The sequence below is a fragment of the Bifidobacterium sp. ESL0763 genome (genome assembly GCF_029433395.1).
Lineage (GTDB): Bacteria > Actinomycetota > Actinomycetes > Actinomycetales > Bifidobacteriaceae > Bifidobacterium.
Genome location: NZ_JAQTHW010000002.1, coordinates 1,018,224 through 1,037,077, shown reverse-complemented (window position 1 = coordinate 1,037,077; position 18,854 = coordinate 1,018,224). Strand labels below are relative to the sequence as shown.

The window sequence follows — 18,854 nt, the reverse complement described above, 5'->3', positions numbered from 1 at the left end:
AGGGCCGGGCGAGCGTTGGCCGGCCCTGCGGCTCAGCGCTTGCAGGCGACCAGCAGGCCGGTGCCCAGCGAGGTGAGGACGGTCTCGAAGCGGTCGTCCTCCTCGATCTGGCCGAGCAAGGCCTTCATGGCTTGTGGTTTGTCCGGCTCGCCGGAGGCCACGCCCGCCATGTCGGCGAAGGCGACGCGGCCGCCCGTCTTGAGCAGATGGTGCGCCTGCTCGAAGGTGGGCTCGTAGTTGGAGGCGTTGCCCGAGACGACAATGAGGTCGTAGCTCTCGGCGTTGAGGCGCGGCAGGAAGGCGGCCGGTGAGGTGTTGACCGCACGCAGCGTGGTGTGCGAGGCCTCCTGGTCGTTCAGGTCCGAGAAGATGCGGCGGATGATGGTGATGCCGCGCGCCGAGGAATCCACGGCCGTCAGCTGGCCCGCGCCGTCGAGGCCGGCGACCAGCTGCAGCGCCTCCACGATCGCGCCGGTGCCGACGCTGATGATGGAGTCGGCCTTGAGCGTGCGCACCATGAAACGCAGCAGACCCGCCTGGGCGGCCGAACCCTGCCGCAGGCCCGAACGCTCGGCTTCCTGCCGGGCCTTGGAAAGCGACTCGCCCTCGAGCTGCAGGGCGTGCGTCTCGGCGAGCTGGCAGGCCTTGGCCATATCGGTATATGTTGTGTTATCCATGGTTTCCTACTCTACTATCCCCACGGTCATGGCGGTCTCGCAGGGCCACGCGGGTTGGCGCGGATGCCGTGGCTTTGCGTCTGTGTCTGCCTGTGTCCGCGGACCGGACGCGTGCGTGGTTGTGTTCGTGCGGCTTGTTCGCGGCCTAGTCGCCGTTGACCTTGGTGGTCAGCTGCCACATCTCCTCGCCGACGTCGATGCCGCGCGGGCACTGCCGCGAGCAGGCGCGCACCGACTGGCAGGCCGTGATGCCGTCCTGCGTGGCGATGGCCTTCAGCCGCTCGTCGGCGGCCTGGTCGCGCGAGTCGTTGATGAAACGCGCCTGGGCGATGAGCGCCGCCGGACCGACGAACGCCTCGCCGCCCGCGTAGACCGGGCAGCTGCCCTCGCACACCCCGCAGGAGATGCAGTTGCTCAGCAGCTCGTAGCGTTTCAGCTGCTCCGGGCTCTGCAGGTATTCGAACATGTCGATCTTGCCATCGGCGGTGCGGGCGAGCTTGCCGTCAGCCTTGAGGTAGGGCGCCAGGCGCTTGATCTGCGCCATCATCTGGTCGATGTCGGCGATGAGGTCGCGCAGCACCGGGAAGCCGGGGAGCGGGGCGAGCTCGATGACGCCCAGATGCGAGGGGTGATTGGTGTGCGGCGCGGCTTGCGGGGTGGCGGAGGTGTCGCCTGCCGTCTCGTTTGATGCGTTATCGGTATTGATATTGGTGTCGGTGTCGGCATCACCATCGCTCGGCGAACCGGTGCGCCGGAATCTCTCGTCGGCGCTGGAAGCGGCCCCGTGCGCCGACCGTTCCGGTTTCGCGTACTGCGTGACCTTGGCCGTGCACAGCAGGGTGGGGGTGCCGTTGATCGCCACCGCGTCGGAGCCGCAGATGCCGTGGCCGCACGAATAGCGGAAGGCCAGCGTCGGGTCGAGGGTGCGCTTGATGGACAACAGGCAGTCCAGCACGGTCTCGCCGCCGTGCACGGCGATGGTGTAGTCCTGCGTCCAGCGCTTGCCGCGCGTCCTGCGGCGGGGTTTCGGCGCCGACGGCGAATCGCCGAACGGACTCGACGACCTGCGCGAGGCGAACGGGCTTGAGGAGGCTCTGGATGCTTTCGACGCGAACGGGCTCGACGACCTGCGTCCGGCGCGTTCGGGCCTCGCCGTGAACCTGTGCACCCGTATGGTCACCGCGGTGGCCCCGCCCCCAAGATCGCCCATGGATTCCGCTCCCATCGCCGCTTTCACGCTTCTTCCTTCCTCCGTCAGTCTGCCACCAGCCGTGGCCGTCAGTAGCCCCGCGCCTGGGGCGGCATGTCGACGATGCGGACCGGCTGCCAGGAGACTCCGCCATGTGCGTCGGCCATCGAGTGCAGCAGGAAACAGCCGTCGTCGCGCTCGGGGAAATCGGTGCGCGCGAATGAGCCGCGCGACTCGTGGCGCTCCTGCGAGGCCCTGAGCATGGCCTTGGCCAGCTGGAGCAGGTTGCCGACCTCCCAGATCGCCGTGAGCTCCTGGTTGAAGGCAGGTGAATCGGAATGCGGGCGCAACGCCGCGGCACGATCGGTCAGATTGAGCTCGATCTCCTTGATGGCCTTGTCGATGCTCGTCGCGTCGCAGCGCACCGCCACCGCGCGCTCCATGGTCGTGCCCAGTTCGGCGAGCAGTTGGTACGGGTTGTCGTCCCGCGGCTGCCCGGCGTCGGCGGCTGGTTCGGGTGTGGCGCCGGTATCGGTTCCAGTGGTGGTATCCGTCGTTTCGGCGCTCGCGGCATCGGCGAGCAGAGCGGTGACGCTCTTCGCGCGCTTTTTGGCGGCCTGCCGTACGCAGGCGTATTCCTTGGCGAAGTCGGCGCCGGGCTCATCACCGTTCTGTGGGGTTTGCTGCGGGGATTCCGCCTCCATCTCGGCCGTCTCGCCGAGGCGACGGGCGATGGCCTCGCCCGCTCGGGTGCCGAAGAGGCAGGCGTCGAGCAGGCTGTTGCCGCCGAGCCTGTTGGCCCCGTGCACGCCCACGCACGAGCATTCTCCGGCCGCGAACAGGCCGTCGACGATCCACCTGGCGCCGTCGGACCATTGGTAGACCTCGCCATCGGTGGTGATGGGGATGCCGCCCATCGTGTAGTGTGCCGTGGGCTTGACGGGCACCCAGTCCTCGCTCGGCTCCAGGCCCGCGTAGTCGCGGATGGTCTCCACCACCTGGGGCAGGGCCTCCTCCATATGAGTCTTGTCGATGCCCGTCATGTCGAGCCACACACAGTCCTTCGGCCCGTCGGGATCTTTGGGGTCGGCCACGCCACGCCCCGCGTCCACCTCGGCCATGATCGAACGGCTGACCACGTCTCGGGCGGCCAGGTCCTTGTGCTCGGGGGCATAACGCTGCATGAACGCCTCGCCCTGCGCGTTGCGCAGCACGCCGCCGTCGCCGCGCGAGGCTTCCGAAAGCAGGATGCCGGTGTGGGCCAGGCCCGTCGGATGGAACTGCACGAACTCGCTGTCCTCCAGCTGCAGGCCGGCCCTGAGCGCCAGCGCCATGCCGTCGCCGGTCAGGTCGTAGCTGTTGGAGGTGGTGTGGAAGAGGCGGCCGGCGCCCCCGGTGGCGACGAGCACGTTGCGCGCGCCGATCGCATGGGTCTTGCCGGTGTGGGTGTCGAAGGCGACGATGCCGCGCGCCCGGCGTTCGCCTTGTGTTCCGTCGGTGGTGCCGTCTGTTTGGCTGGCGTTGGGCTCGGTGTCGAGCACCAGGTCGGTGACGTACCATTCCTCGGCGAACCTGACGCCTTCGGCCACGCACTGCTGCCACAGGGCGTAGAGGATCTGATGGCCGATGCGGTCGGCGGCGTAGGCCGCGCGGCGCACCGGGGCCTTGCCGTAGTCGGCGGTGTGGCCGCCGAACCTGCGCTGGGCGATATGCCCGTCGGCGGTGCGCGAGAAGGCGACGCCGCTGCGTTCGAGGTTGACCACCGTCTGCGGGGCGTACTGGGCGAGAATCCTCGCCGCGTCCTGGTCGACCAGCCAGTCGCCGCCCTTGACCGTGTCGTAATAATGCCAGTGCCAGTCGTCGTGCTCCAGGTTGCCTAGGCTCGCGGCGATGCCGCCCTCGGCCGAACCGGTATGGCTGCGCAACGGCTGCAATTTCGAGACGACCAGCAGCCTCGGCGTGTGCCCCTGCGCCTTCAGCTGCCTGAACCGTTCGCTCCTCACGATGCCCAGCGCCGCCGAAAGCCCGGCCGCGCCGGCGCCGATGATCACCGCATCGTATGTTTCCTCACACTCAGAATCCATACCCCTGATTCTCGCACAGGGCCTGACAGAGCGCGGGCGCGGCGTTCCGGACATGGCAGGTGGGCTTGGCGAGGGCATAATAGGGGTATGAGCGCACCATTCAACAGCAAGGTCTACGAGGTCGTCAAACGCATTCCCGAGGGGAAAGTGGCCACCTACGGGCAGGTGGCGGCGCTCGCCGGCGCGCCCCGCAACGCGAGGTTCGTGGGCTACGCGCTGCACGCCAACCCGGAGCCGGGCGTGATTGCCTGCCACCGCGTCGTCTTCCGCGACGGTTCCTTGGCCCCGGGCTTCGCCTTCGGCGGCCCCGACCGGCAGCGGGCGCTGCTCGAGGACGAGGGCGTCCGGTTCGTGCCGCCCGCCGCTGGCCACGACAACGCCGGCGCGCCCGGCTGGCTCGTCGACCTCAGCCGCTGCCAGTGGCAATGCTGACCGTCCCCGATTTCAGGCGCACCATCCCCAGCAGCTCCATCTCGCCCAACGCCGCCTCCAATGCGCCGACGTTCCAAGGATTCCGGGTGGCAGAGGATTGGTCTGTCTGAATCCGGCTCGCCTGAAGTCGGTCCGTCTGGGGCTTGGCCGTGCGCAGGCCGTCCGCTTGCGGGTCGTTTGCTCGGGCCTTGCCGGGTTGGGGTTTGCCTGGCTGTGGCTTGCCTGTCCGAGGTTTGCCTGGTTCGGGTTTGCTTGGTCGGGGTCCACTCGACCGGGACCCATTCGATGGGGACCTGGCCGTCTGCGATTCGTTCTTTCGCGTCTTGCCGGACGTCGTCCCGCGCAGCGTCGCCAGGATGGCCTCGCGTGTGGCGGGCATTCCTTGCCGACGGCAGCGGCGTACCGCCGTGAGTACCTCGCGCTGCTTGGGTGATGGCTCGTCCTTGCCGATGAAGCCGGCGGCGTCACCCGCACCGGATTTGCGTGTGCCGGGGCTGCGAGTGCTGGCAGACTGATCGGTGACTGTCGCCTTGTGGGGGTCGGTTGTCGGGTCGGCTGTCGGGCCGGTGCCGGTAGCCGTTGCCGTGCTGGTTTGGCCTTGCCCGCTGCGTTGAACCGTCGACGGGATATGGGTCTTGCCGCGGCGCGGAAGGTCGATGGCGATCTGCGTGGCCTGCGTTCCCTGTGTTTCGTGTGTGTTCCCCGCTTGCCGGCTGCTCCCGGTTTCCGCTCGGGTGGCGATAGCTTCCGTACGGGGCCCATTGGCTTTGTTGACCGTGTCGTCATCATCTGCGGTTCCGCCCGCTGGCCGGGTATTGGCACCGGTATTGGTATTGGTATCGGCACCGACATCGGTACCGTCCCCATCGGCGTCGGCGTCAACGCCGTCGGCCGGCGGATGGGCCGCGTGGCAGATCTCGTCGATGGCGTTGACCGAGGTGAGGATGGAGGCGCGATGGTCGCGGATGAGCCAATTGCAGCCGGTGTTGCCCGGCCGGTTGATGTTGCCAGGCGCCGCGTAGACCTCACGGCCGAGGTCGGCGGCCCAGTTGGCGGTGTTGAGCGCCCCGGACCGGCTGCGGGCCTGGGCGACGACGACGGTGGAGGCCAGCGCGGCGATGATGCGGTTGCGCAACAGGAAACGCCGCGCCTCGGGGATGGTGCCGGGACACAGCTCGCTGACGAGCGCCCCATGGTGGGCCACGATGCGTTCGAAAAGCCTGCGGTTGCGTTCCGGGCCGATGTGGTTGAGACCGCCGGCGAACACCGCGACGGTGCGTCCTGCCTCGTCCGGCCCCAGCATCGACATGGTGTCCAACGCGCCCCAATGGGCCGCCGCATCGGCGCCGAACGCGCCGCCCGAAACCACCAGATGCCCCTGCTGCGAGGCTTTCTTGGCGATCGTGCGCGCCACATAGCGTCCGTACTCGTCGACCCCGCGCGAGCCCACCACCGCCAACGGATGGGAGCAGCTGACCAGGGCCTGCGGCTCGCCGAAGCCCCACAGGCACAGCGGCGAGGCCCAGTTCTTGCGGATCGACAGGTCGTCGAGCTGCCGGGGCCAGCAGGGGCTCGACGGGCCGATGATCCATTGCGCGCCGTCCATGCTCAGCCAGGCCCTGAGCCCGTCCGCGTCCTTGCAAGGCAGCTGCGCCAGCCGGCCCTTCCAGCGTTCGAGCGCGTGGTGGAAGGAATCCATGCCACGGGCGTTGACCGAGCGTCCCCACCTGGCCGTGCCCGTCGCGAACGCCTTGTCGAGACGGCCGCGCTGCCGGGCGCCCTGCCCGCTGGCCGCGATGAGACGCAAGGCCTCGACGGCGCTGCCCGCGCCCTTGATCGTGGCGAAGAGCAGAGCGTCGGCCCCGTCGATGCAGAAGGTGAGGATGGCGCGGGCGAGGGTGTCGTCGTCGATCGCCGGCATCGGCGCCGGCTGCCCGTCCAAGGGCCGTGGCGCGACTGGTCGGGTGCCGTCGCGGTCGTAGACGTGGTTGCTGTCGAAGTCCATCATGTCTCCCTTGTTCTCAGGGCGATGCCCTGCATCATCTCGTCATGGCCGGGCGAGGTCCTGCCGCCCAGGTCGGCCAGCGTCCAGGCCAGGCGCATGGCCCGGTCCGCCCCGCGCAGGCTGAGCCGCGAGTCCTCGAGCGCCAGGTCGATGAGCTTCAACGCCGAGCGCGAGGTGTTGGCGCGCATCCACGAGCCGCTGGCCTCGGCGTTGCAGGTCCACCGCTGGGCCGCATAGCGGCTGCGCGCCACCTGCCGTGCGGCGATGACCCGGGCGCGCATCTCGGCGCTGGTGGTCTGGCGGGCCGAGGGCGTCTGGATGATGTGGTCGATCGGCGGCACCTCCACCTGGATGTCGATGCGGTCAAGGATGGGGCCGGAAAGCCTGGAGAAATAGCGGATTCGGTCCTTCTCGCGGCACGTGCACCGCTCGCCGTCGCCATAGCCATAGCCGCACGGGCAGGGATTGGCCGCCATCACCAGCTGGAAGCGCGCCGGATAGTAGGTGGTCCCCTTGGCCCGTGAGAGCGAGACGTAGCCGGATTCCAACGGTTCGCGCAGGGTCTGCAGCGTGCGCGGCGAGAACTCCGGCGCCTCGTCCATGAACAGCACCCCGCGGTGGGCGCGCGTGATCGCCCCGGGCTTGGCCACCCCCGATCCGCCGCCGACCAGCGAGGCCGTGGAAGCGGTGTGGTGGGGTGCCTCGAAGGGTGGCACGTCGGTGATGCCGTAGGCCGCGAGCGTGCCGCACAGCGAGCGCACCGAGGCCACTTCGAGCTGCGCCTGCTCGTCGAGTGGGCACATGATCCCTGGCATCCTCGAGGCCAGCATCGTCTTGCCCGAACCGGGAGGTCCGGTCATCAGCAGGTGGTGCCCGCCGGCCGCCGCCACCTCGAGCGCCCACTTGGTGTGCTCCTGGCCCAGCACCTCCGCCATGTCGCCAGGCGCCGTCCGTCGTTCCCCGGTTGTGGCCGCGTCGTCGGGCTGGGCCGCCGGACGGGCGTCGTCGAGATGGTAGCGGGCCTTGCCGCCCATCAGCTCGATGAGCTCGCCCAGGTGGCGCACGCCGGTGACGTCGAGGCCCTCCACCAGCTCGGCCTCCTCGACGTTGGCCTGCGGCACGATCATCCGCCCGATGCCGTGCTCGCGGGCGTAGAGCCCGATCGGCAGCACGCCGTTGACGGGCAGCACCGAGCCGTCGAGGTTCAGCTCGCCGAGCACGATGGTGTCGGCCAGGCAGTCGTGCGGGATGTGGTTCGCCGCGCTCAGCACGCTGGTGGCGATGGCCAGGTCGTGCGAGGAGCCGCGTTTGGGCATCGAGGCGGGGGAGAGGTTCACCGTCACGCGCGTCTCGGGCCACTTGAACCCGCTGGCCTGGCACGCCGATTTCACCCGCTCGCGCGCCTCGCTCAACGAGGCGTCGGGCAGGCCGATGATGGAGAAGTAGGGCAGGCCGGGCGAGATGAACGCCTGCATCTGGATGGCGAAGGCCTTGAGCCCGATCAGGCCCACCGAAAGCGCGCTGCCGATGGTCATCAGAACGCCCCCGGAATATGCTCGACATGCGGCTTGCCGCCCCGCACGAGGATGGAGACGGCGTCGAAGCGGATGCCCGTGCGCGGCACCGACCTGCCGGGGCCGGCCAGCCACAGCGAGGCCGCGTGGTGCAGGTTCGCCTGCTTGTGCGCGGTGATCGCCGCCTGGGGCACGCCATAGCGTTGCGTGCGCCGGGTCTTCACCTCCACGAAGACGACCATCCGCTCGCCGGTGAGCATGATGATGTCGAGCTCGCCGAAACGGGTGCGCCAGTTGCTCGCCAACGGCCGCCAGCCCATGCGCGCCAGCCAGAGCGCGGCATAGCGCTCGCCGGCCGCTCCCAGCTGCTTGGCGCCCAGGTCGGGGGAGACGAGCAGCGCCTCCACCGCGTCCAGCTCGTCGTCGCTTGGCGGCTCGAAGGCCGTGTCCGCCTCGAAGGCGGCGTCGGCTTGCAGCGAGTCCGCGCCGTCGTCGGGACCCGTGCCCGGCGGCGCCATGCCCGTCTCCTGGGCGCGTCGCCCGCGCCCGTCGATGCCGTCGGGCTCGCTGGCTCCGTTGAACTCGATGGTTCCGTCAGACCCGCCGGTCTCGTCGACGTGGCCGCCGAAATAATTGGTGTGGGCGTATGCCGCCCTGTTGTTCGTTGCTGTGCTCATGCCTCGAGTACATCACGGCTGTCGGCTGGATGGAAGGATTATCGGTCGATGTGGATAAACGGTTGGCGATTTCCGTTTTTTCGGCGTGTCTGTGGATAACTTTCGATGATCGGCGCTCGATGTGGATAACACTGTGCGTTTCCGGCACTTGGGAATATAACGTCCGATAGAAAAGGTGCGGATACGAGAAACCGCCGGAATCCCAAGAAAACCAAGGGTTCCGACGGTTCGATTCGAAGGGTCTCGGCCGACTAGCCTACTAGCCGACCAATCCGGTCAGCTCGCCGAGGTCGAGCTCGAAGCTGACGCCACGGTCCTCGAAATGCGGCTGGTGGCGCGTGGACTCCATGGCGTGGCGCACGAACTCGCCGGCCACCCGGGCCGATTCGCCCAGGCCCTTGCCGGCCATCACCGCGCCGCACAGCGCCGAGGCGAAGGCGTCGCCCGTGCCGTGGATCATGTAGGGCAGCTTGTCGTGCGCGAGCTCGATGCGGGCGGCGGCCCCGGCAGAGGCGCTGCCCACGAAGTTACGCAGCTTGCCGTCGCCGCGGTCGATGCCCTTGAGCACGACGTTCCTGGCGCCGAGGTCCAGCAGCGCGCCGACCCACTCGGTCGCCTCGTCGTCACTCAGGTTCTGGCCCGGGTAGTCGCGTCCGGTGAGGATGGACGCCTCGGTGAGGTTCGGCATCAGGACGTCCGCCCCGTCGACGAGCGTCTTGACCGCCTCGCACATCTCCTTCGAATAGGTGGGGTACATCTGCCCGCCGTCGCCCATCACCGGGTCCACCAGGCGCAGCGCCTTGGGGTATTCGCGGTAGAGGCGCTTGATGATGTCGACCTGCTCGGCCGAGCCGAGGAAGCCGGAATAGACGCCGTCGAGATCCACGTCGATCTTGCGCCAGGCGTCGAGATAGCCGGAAAGGATATCCGTGGTGTCGTGGAAGGTATAGACCGGGAACTTGGTGTGCGCGCTGAACAGGGCGGTGGGCACCGGGCACACGTCGCAGCCGCACGCCGAGAGGATCGGGATGGCCGCCGTCAGCGAGCACTTGCCGTAGCCGCACATGTCGTGCACGGCCGCCACGCGGGGAATGTATTGGGGGTTGCGCTCATAGAGCGTCGTGTCTTCTTGCATTTCATGACCTTTCAGAAAGTCTATGAATAATATCCGCGTCCGCCCCGGGCGGGATTGCCCGCGACGTCGCTGCCTCCGACTCTAGCCCCACGCCTGCGCGCGTGCGCTTCGAGGGCCGAAGGATGAATCGTGCCGCGGTCTCCCGCAGCGTTGGGCGTTTGGGGCGGCACGGGTCTTGAAGACGTTATAGATAACCGGGATAGCCACGCGCTTGCCGCGCCCCGCCGCCGGGTTTAGGCTCGGAAACGAAGGAACACCGGATGATGAACCCTGACACCAAAGGAGACCATGATGAGCGAGACCAAGACCCCCGACCAGACCCCCAAGCGTTACCATTTCGAGACGCTGCAGCTGCACGTCGGCCAGGAGAGCGCGGACCCGGCCACCGACGCGCGCGCCGTGCCGATCTACGCGACCACCAGCTACGTCTTCCATGATTTCGACCACGCCGAGGCCCGCTTCGCGCTCGAGGACGAGGGCAACATCTACGGGCGCCTGACCAACTCCACCGAGGACGTCTTCGAACGTCGCATGGCCGCGCTCGAGGGCGGCACCGCGGCGCTCGCCCTGGCCAGCGGCGCGGCGGCCGTGGAGGCGGCGATCCGCAACATCACGCAGACCGGCGACCACATCGTCTCCTCCTCGCACATCTACGGCGGCACCTTCAACCTCATGCGCCACACCCTGCCGCGCGACGGCATCACCACCACCTTCGTCGACCCGGCTGACCCGCAGAACTTCGAGGACGCCATCCAGGACAACACCAAGCTCGTCTACTTCGAGACCTTCGGCAACCCCAACGCCGACCTGCCCGATTTCGAGGCCATCTCGGCGATCGCGCACGCGCACGGCCTGCCGGTCTTCGTCGACAACACCTTCGCCACCCCCTACCTCTTCCGTCCGCTCGAGAACGGCGCGGACATCGTGGTGGAATCGGCCACCAAGTTCATCGGCGGGCACGGCACCACGCTCGGCGGCATCATCGTCGAGGGCGGCCACTTCGACTGGGCCGCGGTACCCGGCCGCTTCCCGACGCTCACGGAGCCCGACCCCTCCTACCATGGCCTCAACTTCTACGAGGCGCTGGGCGGCACCGCCTTCGTCACCCGCGCCCGCGCCATCTTCCTGCGCGACACCGGCGCCTGCATCAGCCCGTTCGCCGCGTGGCTGCTGCTGCAGGGCACCGAGACGCTGTCGCTGCGCGTCGAACGCCACGTCCAGAACGCGCTGAAGGTGGTCGAGTACCTTCAGACCGTTCCCGAGGTCGAGTCCGTCTCGCACCCCTCCATCCCCGGGCGCCCCGACCACGACCTCTACGAGAAGTACTTCCCGAACGGCGCCGGCTCGATCTTCACCTTCGACATCAAGGGCGGCAAGGACGCGGCGCGCGTCTTCGTCGACAACCTGCACCTCTTCAGCCTCTTGGCCAACGTCGCCGACGTCAAGAGCCTGGTGGTGCACCCGGCGTCCACCACCCACGCCCAGGAGACGCGCGAGGAGCTGGAGAGCCAGGGCATCCACCAGGGCACCATCCGCCTGTCGATCGGCACCGAATACATCGACGACATCCTCGACGACCTCAGGGGCGCCTTCGAGGCCGTGCGCGCCTCCGGCCTGGCCAGGTAGCGACAGCTGAGGCAGCCGTCCACGACGCAATCGCGCCATAAACAAGCCACTGAGATGAGCTCAGCGGCCCGTTTATGGCGCGATTTGTTGTTTCCGCCATTTTCGAGCCGCTGGGTACGCGTCAGTGGCTCGTTTATGGCGCAACCGTGGTGGCGTTCGCTGTCCGGCTCCTATCGTTTCAAGGTGTTGCCGACGATTGGCATGGCGGGTTGAGGGGCCTTCGTGTTGTCTGATGGCAACGACCACGCCATTTGTGTTGCGGAACGTCTGGAAACTGGATGCTCTAATAAAAAGAGAGCAAAATCACATTTGTCTAGTTACGGCATTACTTTTTTAATTAATATCGGAGAAAATCCTGAGGTTGTTTGGATTTTCGATGAGGCTGTTGGAATATGGAAAGAGGGATGTCATGCGAGAGAGGCTTAAGGCGACGTTGGGTATCGTGGTCGCGGCGGCCATGCTGGCGATCCCCGCGCTGGCCAGCGGCGATGAGACGTCGTCGCAAATGGCCGGGGGGCAGGTTGCTGAGCGGACGGTAGATGCTGCTTCGTCCAATGGCAAAGGTGCCGGAGCTCCTGGTGGCGATGAAGCGGATAACGCCGGTGTTTCCGCAAATAAGAGCGCCAATCGACAAAGTGCCGGGTCGAAGGATGCGGCCAACAAGAAGTCTTCTTCGACGCCTTCGGCCCAATCCGATTCCGAACAGCCGGCGGCGATCTGCTCGGAGTCCAGCGCCACCGACCCAGGTGCGTCCAACGTGAACGGCCATTGGGAGCTTTCGCCCAATGCCGAGTATGGCGGCTGCACGTTGACGATCACCGCCACGACTCCCGGTGCCGACAACGAGTACGATCTGGCGACGAGCGGGGTGATTGATGGAAGGGAATTCCGTTCTGACCATTTCGACAATGTCACCAGCATCGTTTTCGAGGGACCGGGCAAGACGAGGTTTCCTGAGGACTCAGGCTCCATGTTCAACAATAACAATAAAGTGGCGTCTTTCATAAGTGGCGATTTCGTTGATACCAGTCATGTCACGGATATGTCTTCAATGTTTTCGGGGTGGGACAGTAATGAATCGTTGAAACAGATTGATGTCGCGAAATGGGATACGAGTCGTGTTACGGATATGTCTTGGATGTTCTCCAACTCCGGCGTCGTCGATGTGGATTTGTCGGGCTGGGCTACTGCGGATGGCAGCAGTGTTGAAATGTCCTATATGTTCAATGAGTGCCATGATGTCAAAAATGTGGTATTCGGGAGATTGCGTCCGAACGATTTGTCTGAACTATTTTATGACGATGAGTCTTTGGAACATGCCGATCTTAATAATCTTAAGCCTGATGATAGGCATGGTACTTGTTATTTCGATTTGGCTTTCAGCAATTGTAAGAATTTGAGACATCTTGATATCAGCGGTTTTGATGCGTCCAAAGTGGTTATGCAGGCCACTATGTTTGATGGGACCGGGTTGGAAACGGTGAATTTCTTCAATAGCGATGCCTCTGAGCTTTACTTCGGAGCTCTGCCGACCAGTCTTCGGGAGATCACCGTCGGGCCTAACACCAAGCTGCCACGATTGGAATTCGAGGATGAACTTGGAGGCCAACCAGATCCTTGGGAATGGGTTCAGCTTCCGGTTCCTGGCACTGTCTCCGAAAAAGTGGATGCCACGCAGGTTTATAACGGTGGTTGGTCAGATAATGAATTGGTCGATCGCATCAACGGTAACGACCCCACCCGTGTGGGGACGTATGTGTTGCGTCGGAAGTACAAGGTGACGATGGATGCGAATGCGCCGGAGAAGACTTCTGCGAAGTGCACTTCGCAGTCATGTACGGCCGCCGATGCCAAGACGGTGGAGCGCGAGCTCTCCGGTGGCGTGGGCACGGATGTGCCGGCTGCCACTTATGACAGGGACGGCAATGTCGTCAGGCGATGGAACGCGGGCACGATCGACACCATGCACTTCACGGAGAAGGCTCCGGCAAGCCCGTTCGAGCTGATGGATGTCAGCGGGCAGCGTGCGGACGGGAGCTACCAGTTCGTGGGCTGGAACACGGCGGCCGACGGTACGGGCAAGGCCTACCGGAAGGGTGACCCGCTGGATATCGAAGGCGATACGACGCTCTATGCCCAATGGGCTCCCAGTTCGCTAAGTGTCGTCGTCTCTCCCTTGCCGTCGGCTTCTTCGTCGGTGACAGGGCAGACGCCGATGCGCGCTGCGGGTTCCCGTCTGCCGCTCGTCCGTTCGTCGGTGGCGGCGCCATCCTCGCAGGGGCGTGACGCGATTGCCGGCGCGCCGCATGCGCAGAAGCGGGGCAGTATGCCGAGATGCGGTGCCGATAGTGCCTCATATGTGCTGGACCTTGCAGGGTATCGTGTGCTGGCCAATGGGTCGGCATGCGAGACTTCGGAAGCGGTGTCATCGCCGGCTGGCGTACGCCGGGTATCGCTGTTGCCCTGGTGGATTGTGCTGGTTGTCCTCGGTCTGGTTGTGGCGTTGGCATATACCCGTCGCAACAGGACGATTTATGCGCGGCATCGCAGAGACGAGAACGACTGACCGGTAGATTGGATAGGCGGATCCCGGGTCTGCCTGTAGCAGCCGCGACCATTGCAATCGCGCCATAAACAAGCCACTGGGATGAGCTCAGCGGCCCGTTTATGGCGCGATTTGTTGTTTCCGCCATTTTTGAGCCGCTGGGTGCGCGTCAGTGGCTTGTTTATGGCGTAATCGTGGGACTGGCGCCGCCAGACGCGTAGCTGTGGCGGTCGCCACCGGATGCCCGCCTATCGGTCGCGTTCGAGCAGGCGGTGCTCGGCGTCGTCGAACGCGAGGCCCAGCAGTATCCGGTCGTCGATGGCATCGGCGTCGAGCCCGAGCTGCCAGATGTGGCCCAGGGCCGCCCGCAGGCTCCACACCCCCTGCGCGAACCACCAGATCGCCCGTCGATAGTCGTGCTCGTCATGTCGGTACGTCTCGCCGTGCGGAGCGGTGTATTCCAGGGTGTAGCCGCCATGCCTGCGCACGACGCACACCTTGCCCCGCTCGCGCCGGCCCACACTATAGAGCGAGGGGCTCACATGGCGGGCGATGACCGCCGGCAGCTGCCAGGGCCGGCCATATCCGTGGCCTCCCGGTCCCTCGTCACAGAAGGCATCGAGGTCGTCCAATTCCCGCTGACGCTCGGGCGTGGGCCGGTCTCGCGACCACAGCAGCCTGTCCGTCTCATCGAATTTCTGGGCGAGCCACAGCGCCGCCTCCTGCGGTGTGGTCAGCCGCGCGTCGAAATCGAGGACGTAGCTGCGCTCGAGGCCGATCGAATACGCCGAATAGCCGCCGCGCGTCGCCACGAACCCATAGACCTCGCCCTGGTGCTTCCAGCAGGTGATGCCCCTGAGCCACGGGGCGCCCAGGGCGTAATCGCGGTCGCCGATGCCGGGAACGTGGAGGAACAGCACGTTCCCGCAGCCCTCGTCGACGCTCAGCCGCGCGCCATAGCGGTCGCAGACCACCTGCAGGAGCCGTTGCAGGCGCGTCAGCCGCTCGAGTCCGTCCTCGTCGATGCGGTCGAGGCCCCTGGGGTCCCTCAGCGTCTCCTCGGTGACTCCCTGGCCCAGCTGGGTGGTGATCTGAAGTCCGTGTTCCTTTGGCATCCGCCGCTCTTTCCGCCGTCATCGCCTGTATGTGCCCACACCATTCTATCGTTCCTCCGGCGTTCCGGCCCGCATCATCCCCGAGGATGACACGGCGGGCCCGGGGCATGAAATGGCGGCGATAATTCGTTCCCAGGCACGATGGAACGGCCCGGAAAACGGCCATATATTGAGAATCGATTCAACCCGAACCGACCTCAACGAAGGAGCCAAGATGAACTTCCGGCACCATCAACATCCCCACGATACCAACGATTTCAACGCCATCGTCAACCCCGGAAACGTCGCCGGCGCGAACGGCGCGGACCCGCGGACGCACCGGCCGCCCTTCGCCGTCGAGGCCATGGACCTCGTGAAGGACTACGGCTCCGGCGAAAACGCGGTGCACGCCCTGCGCGGCGTCAACGTCGGCTTCGAACGCGGCCGCTTCACCGCCATCATGGGCCCCTCCGGCTCGGGCAAGTCCACGCTCATGCACACCCTCGCCGGCCTGGACTCGGCCAGCGGCGGCCACATCATGCTCGACGGCGAGGACGTCACCACGATGAACGACAACCAGCTGACCATGCTGCGCCGCCACAAGATCGGCTTCATCTTCCAGAGCTTCAACCTGCTGCCGATGTTCACCGCCAAGCAGAACATCCTCATGCCCCTGACGCTGGCCGGCGGCAAGGTCGACCGGCGGTGGTTCGACCAGCTCGTCGGCACCCTGGGGCTCGGCGACAGGCTGGGGCACCGGCCCAACGAGCTCTCCGGCGGCCAGCAGCAGCGCGTCGCCATCGCCCGCGCCCTGATCGCCAGGCCGCAGGTCGTCTTCGCCGACGAGCCCACCGGCAACCTCGACTCCGTGGCCAGCGCCGAGGTGCTCGGCTTCCTGCGCGACTCGGTGCGCGAGCTGGGGCAGACGGTCGTGATGGTCACCCACGACGCGGTGGCCGCTTCCTACGCCGACCGCGCCATTGTCTTCGCCGACGGCCGCATCGTCTCCGACGTGCGCGAGCCCAAGGCCGAGCAGATGAGCGGGCTGCTGATGGAACTGAGCGAACGGGCGGCGCGGCAGGCGCGGCGCATGCCGAGCATGGACCAGCTCATCGGCGCCGATGCCACGGCGACCGGCACCGCAACAGCCGGCACCGCCAAGCCCCAGCATGCGAAGTCCACGCGCTGAGCGGCAAGGGAAACGAAGCGAAGGAAGCACCATGTTCTCGACAACACTGAAACTCATGAAAAAGAGCGCCAGGACGCTCATCCCCGCCGGCATCGCGATCCTCATCGGCACCGCGTTCATCGCCGCCACCTTCCTGTTCGGAAACGCCATGGACGGCGCCCTGCGCACGCAGCTGACGGCCCAATACGCCGGCGCGGACTACGTCGCCCAGATGACAGGCGCCTATAGCGACGGCAACGCCGAACCCACCACCATCGACGACATGCACCTCAACCAGGTGCGCGGCGTCGACGGCGTCGACGGCACCCACGTGGTGATCAACGAGGAAGGCAAGGTCGGCAAGGGCACGCAATCGACGGCCACGCTCTTCGGGCTCGGCACCGGTGACGAGAAGCTGCAAAGCGTGCGCGTCACCGCCGGCCGCCTGCCCGACGACGGCGCCGACGAGACCGCGATCCCCGAGGCCCTCGCCACCAAGATCCACGCCAGGCTCGGCCAGCGCATCACCGTCTCCTCCTCCGACTCCGGCAAGTCGCTGGCCACCACGGCCAAGCTGGTGGGCCTGACCCACGACGACACCGGCGCCTACGCGGTCTACGACGGGCTGACCCTGGTCTCCGAGCCGGTGCTCGCCAAGGTCATGGGCCTGCGCTCCGCCGGCCAGGTGACGGCCATCACCCTGCTCGTCGACGTGGACCAGGCGAAGGCGGGGCAGGCGCTCCCGCAGATCAAGCGCATCCTCGGCCACCGCTTCAGCGTCGACACCCGGCAGCACATCGCCGACGAATCCATGAAGGACATGAGCGCCGGCGGCACCACCCCGGTCAAGGCCTTCCTCATGGCCTTCGGCATCCTGGCGATGCTCGTGGCCGCCCTCGTCATCGCCAACACCTTCCAGGTCATGGTCGCCCAGCGCCGCCGCACCCTGGCCCTGCTGCGCACCATCGGCGCGAAAAAAGGCCAGCTCTACCGCTCCGTGCTCTTCGAGGCCGGCGTGCTGGGCCTGGTCTCCTCGGCGCTGGGCATCCTCGCCGCCGTGGGGCTGATGGCGCTGATGGGCGCCACCAAGACCGGCACGCTCAACGGCCAGCCGATGGGCGTCACGCTCACCTGGCCCACGGTCGTGGTGCCGTTGGCGTTCGGCGTCGTGATGACCGTGCTCGCCTCCCTGTCTTCGGCACGTTCGGCGACCCGCGTGACGCCTCTGGAGGCGTTGCGCCCCATCGAGGCGAGCGACAACCGCAAGGCCGGCGTGGCGCGTGCGGCGATCGGCGTGCTGATGCTCGTGGCCGGCCTGGCGCTCTGCGTCTTCGGCGCCACCCGGATGCCCGTGGTGCTCGCCCATCCCGTCCACGACGGCAGCAGCACGCTCTATGCCGTCGCCCTGCTCGCCGCGGTCGGCGGATGCGCCCTGGTCTTCGTCGCCCTCGCGCTCACGGCCGTCTTCTGGATGCCGGTGCTCATGCGTGGCGTCGGCGCGCTGGTCGCCCATATCGGCCCCTCCGCCAAGATCGCCGACGCGAACATCCAGAAGAACCCTCGCCGCGTGGCCGCCACCGGCGTCGCGCTGCTGATCGGCGTGACCCTCGTCTCCACCATCGCCACGGGAGCCGCCAGCGCCAAACAGACCATGAACGCCACGCTCGACGCGCACTACAGCGTGGACGTGGTGGCCCGCGGCGACGGCCTCACCGCCGATCGGGCCCGCAAGGTCGCCAAGGTGGACGGCGTGAGTCACTCGCTCTACCTGCCCACCGCCAGCGCGCGGCTCGACACCGACGGCAACGCGGGCGGCAATGCGAACGGCAACGCGAACGGCAGGAAGGCGAGCGCGCTGCTGGTGGGCGTGCCCTCGCGCCAGGCCCTGCAGAAGGTGATGCGCGCCGACATCTCCGGCGTCGCCATCGACGGCGAGCACGCCCTGGCACCGAAACTGGACGCCAACGGCAAGAAGATCACCGCTCTCGGCGGGCAGGCCACCTTCAGCGCGGCCAGCCAGGACGGGTCGGGCCGCCGCGTCACCCTGCCGCTCAAGACCACCCAGGTCGACTACCGGCAGCTCACCGGAGCCTACTCCATGGTCGTCTTCGTCGACCAGTCACGCCTCGACGCCGCGCAGGTCAAGACCGACGGGCATATCCTGCTGGCCAGCCTCTCCACCTCCTCGTCCTCGCTGGGCGAGACCTTCGAGCAGGTGCAGGCGGCGCTCGGCGACGGGCAGGGCGTCGACATCTCCGGGCCGGTCGCCCAGCGCGTGCAGTGGAACACCCTCGTCGACCGCATGATGCAGCTGCTGGTCGGCCTGCTCGCCGTGGCGGTGCTCATCGCCCTGATCGGCGTGGCCAACACCCTGAGCCTGTCGGTGATCGAACGCACCCGCGAATCGGCCACCCTGCGGGCCATCGGCATGACGCGCCGGCAGCTCAAGCGCTCGCTGGCCTGCGAGTCGCTGCTGATCTCGCTGGTCAGCGGCGTGGCGGGCGTCGTGCTGGGCACCGGCTTCGGCTGGCTCGGCTCCTACATGTACTGCAGCCTCATCGGCGACCCGGTTTACCTCTTCGACTGGCGCTTCAACGGCGCGGTGCTGCTCGTCGCCGCGGTGGCGGCCCTGCTGGCGAGCGTGCTGCCTGCCAGGCGCGCGGTGAGGACTCCGCCGGTCGCCGCGCTCGCCGAGGCGTAGGTTTCCG

Annotated in this window: 14 protein-coding genes; 6 read left to right on the top strand and 8 right to left on the bottom strand. The window is 66.9% G+C overall.

Translation table 11 applies throughout. The features are described from left to right. Positions 1-32 precede the first annotated feature (32 nt). From PT282_RS05100 to PT282_RS05090, 3 genes are all read right to left on the bottom strand, one after another. The gene (locus PT282_RS05100) at positions 33-677 is read right to left on the bottom strand and encodes an O-methyltransferase (RefSeq protein WP_277168468.1); all 645 of its coding nucleotides are present in this window, start codon (positions 675-677) and stop codon (positions 33-35) included. 145 nt (positions 678-822) lie between these two features. After that, positions 823-1,887, bottom strand: a complete 1,065-nt coding sequence (locus PT282_RS05095; RefSeq protein WP_277168467.1) for a succinate dehydrogenase/fumarate reductase iron-sulfur subunit — start codon at positions 1,885-1,887, stop codon at positions 823-825. Between the two features lie 68 nt (positions 1,888-1,955). After that, entirely contained in the window at positions 1,956-3,950 is a 1,995-nt protein-coding gene (locus PT282_RS05090) for an FAD-binding protein (protein WP_277168466.1), read from the bottom strand. A gap of 87 nt (positions 3,951-4,037) precedes the next feature. Here PT282_RS05090 and PT282_RS05085 point away from each other — a divergent pair, with 87 nt between their 5' ends. Then, the gene (locus PT282_RS05085) at positions 4,038-4,382 is read left to right on the top strand and encodes an MGMT family protein (RefSeq protein WP_277168465.1); all 345 of its coding nucleotides are present in this window, start codon (positions 4,038-4,040) and stop codon (positions 4,380-4,382) included. Here the strand turns inward: PT282_RS05085 and PT282_RS05080 are convergent. The 4 genes from PT282_RS05080 to PT282_RS05065 all read right to left on the bottom strand — a co-directional run bounded on the left by PT282_RS05080 (position 4,357) and on the right by PT282_RS05065 (position 9,713). Continuing rightward, positions 4,357-6,390 (bottom strand): DNA-processing protein DprA, encoded by a 2,034-nt coding sequence (locus tag PT282_RS05080; RefSeq protein WP_277168464.1) that lies wholly within the window; start codon positions 6,388-6,390, stop codon positions 4,357-4,359. The genes PT282_RS05085 and PT282_RS05080 overlap by 26 nt on opposite strands. After that, a complete protein-coding gene (locus PT282_RS05075; protein WP_277168463.1) occupies positions 6,387-7,922 on the bottom strand; it encodes a YifB family Mg chelatase-like AAA ATPase in 1,536 nt (511 codons plus the stop codon). The genes PT282_RS05080 and PT282_RS05075 overlap by 4 nt, the downstream gene beginning before the upstream one ends. After that, positions 7,922-8,578 (bottom strand): YraN family protein, encoded by a 657-nt coding sequence (locus PT282_RS05070; protein ID WP_277168462.1) that lies wholly within the window; start codon positions 8,576-8,578, stop codon positions 7,922-7,924. Before PT282_RS05070 ends, PT282_RS05075 begins: the two co-directional genes overlap by 1 nt. A gap of 259 nt (positions 8,579-8,837) precedes the next feature. Continuing rightward, positions 8,838-9,713, bottom strand: coding sequence for a pyridoxamine kinase (locus tag PT282_RS05065; protein ID WP_277168461.1), 876 nt, complete (start codon positions 9,711-9,713; stop codon positions 8,838-8,840). A gap of 291 nt (positions 9,714-10,004) precedes the next feature. Here PT282_RS05065 and PT282_RS05060 point away from each other — a divergent pair, with 291 nt between their 5' ends. The 3 genes from PT282_RS05060 to PT282_RS05050 all read left to right on the top strand — a co-directional run bounded on the left by PT282_RS05060 (position 10,005) and on the right by PT282_RS05050 (position 13,905). Next, positions 10,005-11,339, top strand: a complete 1,335-nt coding sequence (locus PT282_RS05060) for an O-acetylhomoserine aminocarboxypropyltransferase/cysteine synthase family protein (RefSeq protein WP_277168948.1) — start codon at positions 10,005-10,007, stop codon at positions 11,337-11,339. 225 nt (positions 11,340-11,564) lie between these two features. Further along, entirely contained in the window at positions 11,565-11,765 is a 201-nt protein-coding gene (locus PT282_RS05055; protein WP_277168460.1) for a hypothetical protein, read from the top strand. Next, positions 11,749-13,905, top strand: a complete 2,157-nt coding sequence (locus tag PT282_RS05050) for a BspA family leucine-rich repeat surface protein (RefSeq protein WP_277168459.1) — start codon at positions 11,749-11,751, stop codon at positions 13,903-13,905. The genes PT282_RS05055 and PT282_RS05050 overlap by 17 nt, the downstream gene beginning before the upstream one ends. A 227-nt stretch (positions 13,906-14,132) precedes the next feature. Here PT282_RS05050 and PT282_RS05045 read toward each other — a convergent pair whose 3' ends face one another. Further along, positions 14,133-14,999 carry a hypothetical protein gene (locus PT282_RS05045; protein WP_277168458.1) on the bottom strand — a complete coding sequence of 289 codons (867 nt, stop codon included), beginning with the start codon at positions 14,997-14,999 and terminating at the stop codon, positions 14,133-14,135. Positions 15,000-15,342: 343 nt separating this feature from the next. On the opposite strand from PT282_RS05045, the gene PT282_RS05040 reads away from it, so the two are divergent. Continuing rightward, a complete protein-coding gene (locus PT282_RS05040; RefSeq protein ID WP_277168947.1) occupies positions 15,343-16,167 on the top strand; it encodes an ABC transporter ATP-binding protein in 825 nt (274 codons plus the stop codon). A 31-nt stretch (positions 16,168-16,198) separates the two neighbouring features. After that, a complete protein-coding gene (locus tag PT282_RS05035; RefSeq protein ID WP_277168457.1) occupies positions 16,199-18,847 on the top strand; it encodes an ABC transporter permease in 2,649 nt (882 codons plus the stop codon). Positions 18,848-18,854: the final 7 nt, after the last annotated feature.

Excerpts from the sequence above, each read along its gene's own strand:
- PT282_RS05100 (WP_277168468.1), bottom strand. The coding sequence starts at position 677 with ATGGATAACACAACATATACCGATATGGCCAAGGCCTGCCAGCTCGCC.
- PT282_RS05095 (WP_277168467.1), bottom strand. The coding sequence starts at position 1,887 with ATGGGCGATCTTGGGGGCGGGGCCACCGCGGTGACCATACGGGTGCAC.
- PT282_RS05090 (WP_277168466.1), bottom strand. The coding sequence starts at position 3,950 with ATGGATTCTGAGTGTGAGGAAACATACGATGCGGTGATCATCGGCGCC.
- PT282_RS05085 (WP_277168465.1), top strand. The coding sequence starts at position 4,038 with ATGAGCGCACCATTCAACAGCAAGGTCTACGAGGTCGTCAAACGCATT.
- PT282_RS05080 (WP_277168464.1), bottom strand. The coding sequence starts at position 6,390 with ATGATGGACTTCGACAGCAACCACGTCTACGACCGCGACGGCACCCGA.
- PT282_RS05075 (WP_277168463.1), bottom strand. The coding sequence starts at position 7,922 with ATGACCATCGGCAGCGCGCTTTCGGTGGGCCTGATCGGGCTCAAGGCC.
- PT282_RS05070 (WP_277168462.1), bottom strand. The coding sequence starts at position 8,578 with ATGAGCACAGCAACGAACAACAGGGCGGCATACGCCCACACCAATTAT.
- PT282_RS05065 (WP_277168461.1), bottom strand. The coding sequence starts at position 9,713 with ATGCAAGAAGACACGACGCTCTATGAGCGCAACCCCCAATACATTCCC.
- PT282_RS05060 (WP_277168948.1), top strand. The coding sequence starts at position 10,005 with ATGAGCGAGACCAAGACCCCCGACCAGACCCCCAAGCGTTACCATTTC.
- PT282_RS05050 (WP_277168459.1), top strand. The coding sequence starts at position 11,749 with ATGCGAGAGAGGCTTAAGGCGACGTTGGGTATCGTGGTCGCGGCGGCC.
- PT282_RS05045 (WP_277168458.1), bottom strand. The coding sequence starts at position 14,999 with ATGCCAAAGGAACACGGACTTCAGATCACCACCCAGCTGGGCCAGGGA.
- PT282_RS05040 (WP_277168947.1), top strand. The coding sequence starts at position 15,343 with ATGGACCTCGTGAAGGACTACGGCTCCGGCGAAAACGCGGTGCACGCC.
- PT282_RS05035 (WP_277168457.1), top strand. The coding sequence starts at position 16,199 with ATGTTCTCGACAACACTGAAACTCATGAAAAAGAGCGCCAGGACGCTC.